This is a genomic window from Daejeonella sp. (assembly GCF_036405355.1).
GTDB lineage: Bacteria > Bacteroidota > Bacteroidia > Sphingobacteriales > Sphingobacteriaceae > Daejeonella.
Map to the genome: position 1 here is coordinate 1 of NZ_DASWXT010000001.1, position 7,718 is coordinate 7,718.

Sequence of the window (7,718 nt, forward strand, 5' to 3'; positions counted from 1 at the left end):
ATAATTCAATTATATCAATTGTCTTATAATTAATATTATGTTAAATAGAAATTAACTAAATCCTACTCTGCAAAAAATATAGTACAATAAAAAAAGCCTAAACATATTACTGTTCAGGCTTAAATAATAGTTAATTATGGACTTAAAGATTCTCGAGTTTAGCAGAGATTTCAGTTACCTTTTCCTGGTTCTTCTTAATGATATAATATGTCTTAAGGTTTTCCAGTGCAATTCTTGATTTAGGATCAAGCTCACTTGATTTGATTAAAAAAGGAAAAGCTTTTTCGAGTTCAGCTTCGCCAAGTTTGATCATTGCTTCATACTCTTTCTGCTGATTTTGAGGAAGCTGGTTTGCCTGGTTAAATAAGTTTATACCCTTGTTTAGAATAATACCACCAATATTTGTACTCGCATCTGCAAAGTTAGGATCAATCTTTAAAGCACTTAAATAAGCTTCTTCTGCCTTGGCAGATTCTCCAATAGTACTGTAAGCTATACCCAGATAATATGGATATAATTTATTTCCAGGGTTCTTTTGTGCCTGATCGGAAATTTTAGTTATTACTTCTTTTTGTTTACCTGACATTAGGCTCAACTCTATCTCTTGTGTTGCTAACTGTGTGTCATTAAACTTTGTTGCACCTTCTGATGCTACTGCAATTGCTCTTGAAGTATCACCTTCCATTGTATACAGACGGGATAAATCAAGATATATTTGGTTATTGGCAGAAAAATTGGTTTTAATCAAAGCCTCATAGCTTTGAATTCCTGCCTTATAATTTTTTGAATTAATAGCAGATAAGCCGGCATAATAAGTTATTGTTGTATCTCCGGGGCGATAGTTCAAAGCATTGTTAAATGCAGTGTAAGCATCTGCAAAATTACTTGTTTGATAAGCCTTAACACCTTGATTTAGTTCATACTGGCTAAAAATTGTACTATTTGCATTTTCAAGATTTGCCTTATTCTCACCGGCTTTGTCAAGCTCAGTTGCTTTTTTATGTGCAGCCTTTGCCTCCTCAATTAAGGGCTTTGATGTTGCCGGAACAGTATCCAATAAGGCCATTTCGCCATAAATAAGAGCTTTATAGGTCCATGCGGCAGGATCTTCAAGAGTTTTGGCATGGACAACTGCCTTATCAATAGATGCTTTTGCAGTTTTAAGATTTGGGAGAGCCAGTAACATTGAGTTGGCTTCCTTTAATCCCAAAAACTTTTCATAACTAGTTCTGGCACTTGCTACTTCCCCCTTCTGTGCAAAAACCATAAGGGTTGAAGCTGAAAACACAGCTGCCAAAATGAAAGATTTAATTTTCATGTTTTTAATTTAATTTGAGTTGGTTTATTCTGTTGTTAATTTTTTGTAATTCTGTTTTCTCACCTGTATTCTTGTATAATATTGATAATGATGTGAGCGTCTTTAATTCATTCGGGTCAATTTCATTCGCTTTATTAAGGTAGTATTTTGAAATATACATCATCCCACTTTGCTCCTTATCTTTAAGATACAGATTAAGATAAAGCAATCCTAACGCAAAATTCGCCTCATAATTATTCGGGTTGATAGTTAAAATTACTTTATAGTACTCTTCAGCTTTCGTCACATCACCCGTCATTTCATGAGAAAACCCAGCCAGATAGTTCAAATTGATGTTATTTTCATCTAATTTAAGAGCCTGACCCGTAAATTTAATTATTTCCTGATAATCATTTCTAATCAACAAAATATTCAGCAGTTTAAAAACAAGGTCGCGATTAGCCGGATACTGCCTGCTTCCTTCTGAAAGCACTCTAACCGTATTTGTTTCATCATTTAGTGACTCATAGAGGTTAGCCAGTACCATAAAATACTCTGGCTTTGGCTTTTTGGCAATTAATTTCTCATAATATCCTATTGATCTAATATAATTACCTGTTTCCTGACAAAGAAGAGCAAGATTGTGTGTAACAGAAATATTGTCCTTATCTATAGTATCAAGAATACTAAAGTATTTCAGTGCCTCGGTAAAATTTCGGTTTTTGAACGTGGTATTCGCCCGGTACAAATAGGTTAGTTTTAATTGAGTTTCGATGTATGAAATCTGATCCTTGACATCCTCTGCAAATTTGGATCCATATACTCTTTTCATAGAGAAAAGAGTTTCCTCCAATGGATCTTTCTTATAAGTATACTTTAAATTGGAATCTACTCTGGCAAGCGTAGAATATACCAGACTTCTTACCAGGTTATTCCTGAAAGCTGCAGAGTCTGATCTGGTCTTAAAAGTATTATCTATCAGCTTGCGGGCATTTTCCAGTTTTTTAATATCCTTAGTCTCAGAATATTGGACAAAACTATTCATAGCCTCCTTGATTACAAGAGCTTGATTCTGGGTCTGCGCATTTACACTGACCAGCACCAGAAAGATATTGAATATAAAAAGTATAAATACCTTATACATGCAGCTATTCTTCAGTTTTAGGTTCCTGATCGTCTGAATTCAAATCTGTTCCTGTTTCATTCTCTGCAGATTCTGTTTCATCTGCTTCTTCATCTTCGTGTTCAACTTTGGCAATAGATGCAATAGAATCATCTCCTTTAAATGTAATCAGACGAACACCTTGTGTGGCACGACCCATTACACGCAAATCACTCACCCCAATTCTAATTACAATACCTGATTTATTAATGATCATCAAATCATCAATATCTGTTACATCCTTAATAGCAACCAGTTCACCGGTTTTTTCAGTTACATTGATTGTTTTAACACCTTTTCCTCCCCTATTGGTTACACGATAATCATCGATATCTGTACGTTTACCATATCCCTTTTCAGAAACAACCAAAACAGTTACCTCCGGATTATTCACACTAATCATACCAACAACTTCATCATTTACATTTGCCAATGTAATTCCACGAACTCCGGTAGCTGTTCGACCCATTGGACGAACCGTAGATTCATTGAATCTGATTGCACGGCCAGAACGCAAAGCCATCACAATTTCACTCGTTCCGGTTGTTAAACAAGCTTCAAGCAACTGATCGCCTTCATTAATATTAATGGCATTAATTCCATTAGCCCTTGGACGGGAATAAGCTTCAAGGGAGGTCTTCTTGATTGTACCTTTCTTAGTACACATGATTATAAAGTTGTTCTCTAAATAATCCTGATCTTTCAGATTAACAACTTTGATATATGCCTTAATATTCTCCTCTTTTGGAATATTGATTACGTTCTGTATTGCCCTACCCTTACTGGTTCGGGTTCCTTCAGGTATTTCAAACACTCTTAACCAGAAACATTTACCTGTCTCTGTGAAGAATAGCATATAGTTATGATTTGTGGCTATCAGTATATGTTCAATAAAGTCCTTATCTCTTGATTGAGAACCCATCGAACCCTTTCCACCTCTGCCCTGCTTACGATATTCTGTTAAAGGTGTTCTTTTAATATACCCTTCGTGGGATATGGTAATAACAACCTCCTCATCCACAATAAAGTCTTCCATCCGCATATCTTCAGCAGAATGTGTGATTGAAGTACGCCGCTCATCACCGAATTTATCGCGTATTTCGGTTAATTCATCAGTAATGATCTGCATACGTAAACCTTCATCTGCTAAAACTGACTTCAAATACTCAATGGTATTCATTAATTCAGCATATTCTTCTTTGATCTTATCCCGTTCGAGACCTGTTAAACGACGTAGAGTCATGTCCAGAATAGCTCTAGCCTGAATATCAGAAAGATTAAAGCTTTCCATTAAGCTGATACGGGCATCGTCAGGACTATTTGATGCGCGGATTAATTTAATAACCTCATCCAGATGATCGAGTGCAATTAATAATCCCTCCAGAATATGAGCTCTTTTTTCGGCTTCGGCAAGATCGAATTTAGTTCTGCGAATTACCACCTCATGGCGATGATCAACAAAGTGCCTGATCAGATCTTTGAGATTTAGCATCATCGGGCGGCCATTCACCAGGGCAATATTATTGACACTAAATGATGTTTGAAGCGCAGTATATTTAAAGAGGTTATTCAGTACAACTGAAGCATTAGCATCACGTTTAATTTCATAAACGATGCGCATTCCATCTCTGTCAGACTCATCCCTGATCTCAGAAATTCCCTCTATTTTTTTATCATTAACAAGACCGGCAGTTTGCTCGATCATATTTGCTTTATTAACCTGATATGGAATCTCGTTCACAATTATCCGTTCACGATCGCCTTTATACACTTCAATTTCGGCTTTAGCACGCATAACAATTCTGCCTCTGCCTGTTTCAAATGCTTCCTGAACTCCTGAATAACCATAGATAATTCCTCCAGTTGGAAAATCCGGAGCTTTAACATGTTGCATCAGATCAGCGACAGTTACATCTCTATTTTCAATATAGGCTATTGTTGCATTGACAACCTCGGTTAAATTGTGTGGAGGCATATTAGTAGCCATACCAACTGCAATACCTGAGGCACCATTGACCAGTAGGTTTGGAATGCGTGAAGGAAGAACCGTTGGCTCCTCCAAAGTATCATCAAAGTTTAGTTGAAAATCAACAGTATCTTTATTGATATCGGCAAGCATCTCTTCTGCAAGCTTTTTTAACCTTGCTTCAGTATAACGCATTGCTGCAGGTGAGTCACCATCAATAGATCCGAAGTTACCCTGGCCGTCAACCATTGGATAACGCAAACTCCAGTCCTGTGCCATACGAACCATCGCAAAATAAACTGAAGAATCACCGTGCGGATGGTATTTACCTAAAACATCCCCAACAATACGTGCTGATTTCTTATGAGGCTTCGTACTGGTTACGCCAAGATCAAGCATACCATAAAGCACGCGGCGGTGTACAGGCTTAAGACCATCACGAACATCCGGCAATGCACGGGAAACAATAACAGACATCGAATAATCGATGTATGCAGACTTCATTTCCTCTTCTATATTTATTGGAATTATTCTATCGTTCTGGGGTACCAAATTGTCGTTTTCTGTATCTTCAGCCATGTTCTACCTAAGTTCTGATTAATTAATTTTAATATTAAAACAGGAATAATTATCTGTTAAAATAAAACCGCTTTTCAGCCTTGCGAAGTTAATAAATTTCACGGTTTAAAGAGGCAGTTTCAAAAAATATTACATTCAGATATGTGCCTTTAGCAATGCAGCAAGCGGAATCAAAATAAAGAAATAGATTTCTGAAAAAATGAAGTAATTAAGCACCAGAAAATTAAGAAAGAAATAAAATTACTTCACAGGCACCTCATTAAGGGCAATTTTGTACCTCTCTAATGCACGTTTTCTCGCAAATTCATGCTGAACAATTGGCATCAGGTAATCTACTTTGAAATCCCTGATCCAGGTTTTAATATAGATTAGTCTGGGATCAAATTTCAGGGTTTGAGCCGTAGGGTTGAATATCCTGAAATATGGTGCTGAATCACAACCGCTGCCTGAAGCCCATTGCCAGTTGCCATTATTGGAAGAGAGCTCAAAATCAAGGAGTTTCCTCGCAAAATAAGCCTCTCCCCATCTCCAGTCTATTAATAAATGTTTACAAAGAAAACTTGCAACAATCATTCGAACCCGGTTATGCATCAGCCCGGTTTCATTTAACTGTCTCATACCGGCATCCACAATTGGATAACCTGTTTCACCCTTGCACCAGGCTTCAAATTCCAGTTCATTATTCCTCCATTCTATCTGATCATACTTTTTCTTGAAACTATTGTTTACAACATGAGGATAATGATAAAGTATCATCATAAAAAATTCTCTCCAGATCAGTTCATTTAACCACTGTTCATTCCATTGAACAGCAAGTTTTACCAGGTAGCGAACACTTATTGTTCCGAAACGCAAGTGCACACTGATATGACTTGTACCATTTACAGATGGCAGATTTCGTGTTAAATGATAGTTCCGTATAAGATCTTCTGAAATATTATATGTTGGTAAATTAAACTCAGGAATGTCAAAACCAATATAATCAAGATCAGGTACTGATAAAGCCTCAATCTGAAGGCATTTTGATAAATACCTTTCAGAAGGATACTCCGGAAGGTTTAATTTGGAAAAAGCCTCCTTCCAGCGTCTTGAATATGGGGTAAAAACAGTATAGGGAGTTCCATCAGACTTCATAATATCCGACTTCTCGAAAATTACCTGATCCTTGAAAGTATGGAATATAATACCTGCCCCCGACAGGAATTCTGCGACTTTAGTATCACGATCTATTGCGTAAGGCTCATAATCATGATTGGTATAAACCTCCTTTACCTCATATTGTTCATTCAGTTTCTCAAAAGCAGATATTACCTGATTATGAATTACCAATAGTGATGAACCATAAACTTTCAGTTCATCATTTAGCTGCTTAAGCTGATTATGAATAAAAAGTATTCTTTTATCATCCCTATCCGTGAGTTTATTCAGAATTTCAGGATCAAAAATAAAGACTGGTAAAACCGGATAATTACCAAGCAATGCATGATATAGTGCAGCCTGATCATTTAGTCGTAAATCCCTCCTTAACCAACAAATACTTATCTCTTTCTTCATCTATGAAATAGAATTCGCAGGAAATTAATGAGAGTAGATTTCTGATAAAGCGGCATCAAGACCCTGGTAACGAAAACGGAAGCCCATATCCATCAGTTTCTGAGGCGAAGTCCTTGTGCTATTGAGAATTACTGTACTCATTTCACCAAGCATGGTCTTCAGCACGAACTCAGGAACATTTACAGGCCATACCGGTCTGAAAAGCTTCTTTGCCAGTATTTTGGTAAACTCATAATTAGTAACCGGGTATGGGGTACAAGCATTAAAAGTTCCTGAATAATCAGGGTTTTCAATTGCTTTTTCAAAAATCGATACCAAATCGGTCAGATGTATCCAGGGCATCCATTGCTTTCCGGAACCCAAAGGAGCACCAACAAAAAAGCTTACCGGTCTTGCCAGTTCTGAAAGCGCCCCACCCTGCTTTGAAAGCACGATTCCGATTCTCAATTTAACTACCCTGATACCGGATTTCAATCCTTCGTCTACAGCGGCCTCCCATTGCTTGCAGCAATCTGCCAAGAATCCCGTTCCATATTCACTTTGCTCATAAAGTATTTCATCATTTCTATCACCATAATAACCTACTGCTGAAGCAGATATAAATGTTTTAACAGGAGCTTTAATAGCCTCTATTGTATGATATAGCAATTGAGTCGACCTAATCCTGCTATCAACAATTTCCTGCTTTCGCTGTTTGGTCCAACGCTTATCAGCAATACCTGCACCAGCAAGATGAATGATGGTATCTACCCCCTCAAAAGCTTTCAGATCAATCAATTGCTTATCTATATCCCAATTAAAAGTACTAACACCTTTGAAATTTGAATTTTGCCTAGATAGCACAGAAACTCTATGACCCTTTTCCAGCAGGTTTTTAATAAGTCTAGTACCTATCAGGCCACTTGCCCCGGTTATTAATATATTTCTGCTTGAATTAATATCAGCGTTCATGATGCAATTATTAGAGTCTTTTATGTATTATTACAACGGATTTTATTTATTTATTATTCCAAAAAAACAGATCACTGATCAATTTGTAAAAATTTTGTTAAGGGCATTTTCGCGAAACCTAAAGATATCTTTTACTTTTTCCCTGACAAATAAACTATGAGCTAATTGCCCAAGTAAGCCAAGAGGAATCTGATATTTTATTTCGTCCT

At 36.8% G+C, this 7,718-nt stretch carries 5 protein-coding genes; all 5 read right to left on the minus strand.

From position 1 onward, the window contains the following. Positions 1–142: 142 nt before the first annotated feature. The gene (locus VGE44_RS00005; RefSeq protein WP_331075721.1) at positions 143–1,318 is read right to left on the minus strand and encodes a tetratricopeptide repeat protein; all 1,176 of its coding nucleotides are present in this window, start codon (positions 1,316–1,318) and stop codon (positions 143–145) included. Between the two features lie 4 nt (positions 1,319–1,322). Then, positions 1,323–2,441: a hypothetical protein gene (locus VGE44_RS00010; RefSeq protein ID WP_331075722.1), complete on the minus strand. Its 1,119-nt coding sequence runs from the start codon at positions 2,439–2,441 to the stop codon at positions 1,323–1,325. Between the two features lie 4 nt (positions 2,442–2,445). After that, positions 2,446–5,004: a DNA gyrase subunit A gene (gene gyrA / locus VGE44_RS00015; RefSeq protein WP_331075723.1), complete on the minus strand. Its 2,559-nt coding sequence runs from the start codon at positions 5,002–5,004 to the stop codon at positions 2,446–2,448. 240 nt (positions 5,005–5,244) lie between these two features. Continuing rightward, positions 5,245–6,558, minus strand: a complete 1,314-nt coding sequence (locus VGE44_RS00020) for a deoxyribodipyrimidine photo-lyase (protein WP_331075724.1) — start codon at positions 6,556–6,558, stop codon at positions 5,245–5,247. A 24-nt stretch (positions 6,559–6,582) separates the two neighbouring features. After that, positions 6,583–7,509 carry a TIGR01777 family oxidoreductase gene (locus VGE44_RS00025; RefSeq protein WP_331075725.1) on the minus strand — a complete coding sequence of 309 codons (927 nt, stop codon included), beginning with the start codon at positions 7,507–7,509 and terminating at the stop codon, positions 6,583–6,585. Positions 7,510–7,718: the final 209 nt, after the last annotated feature.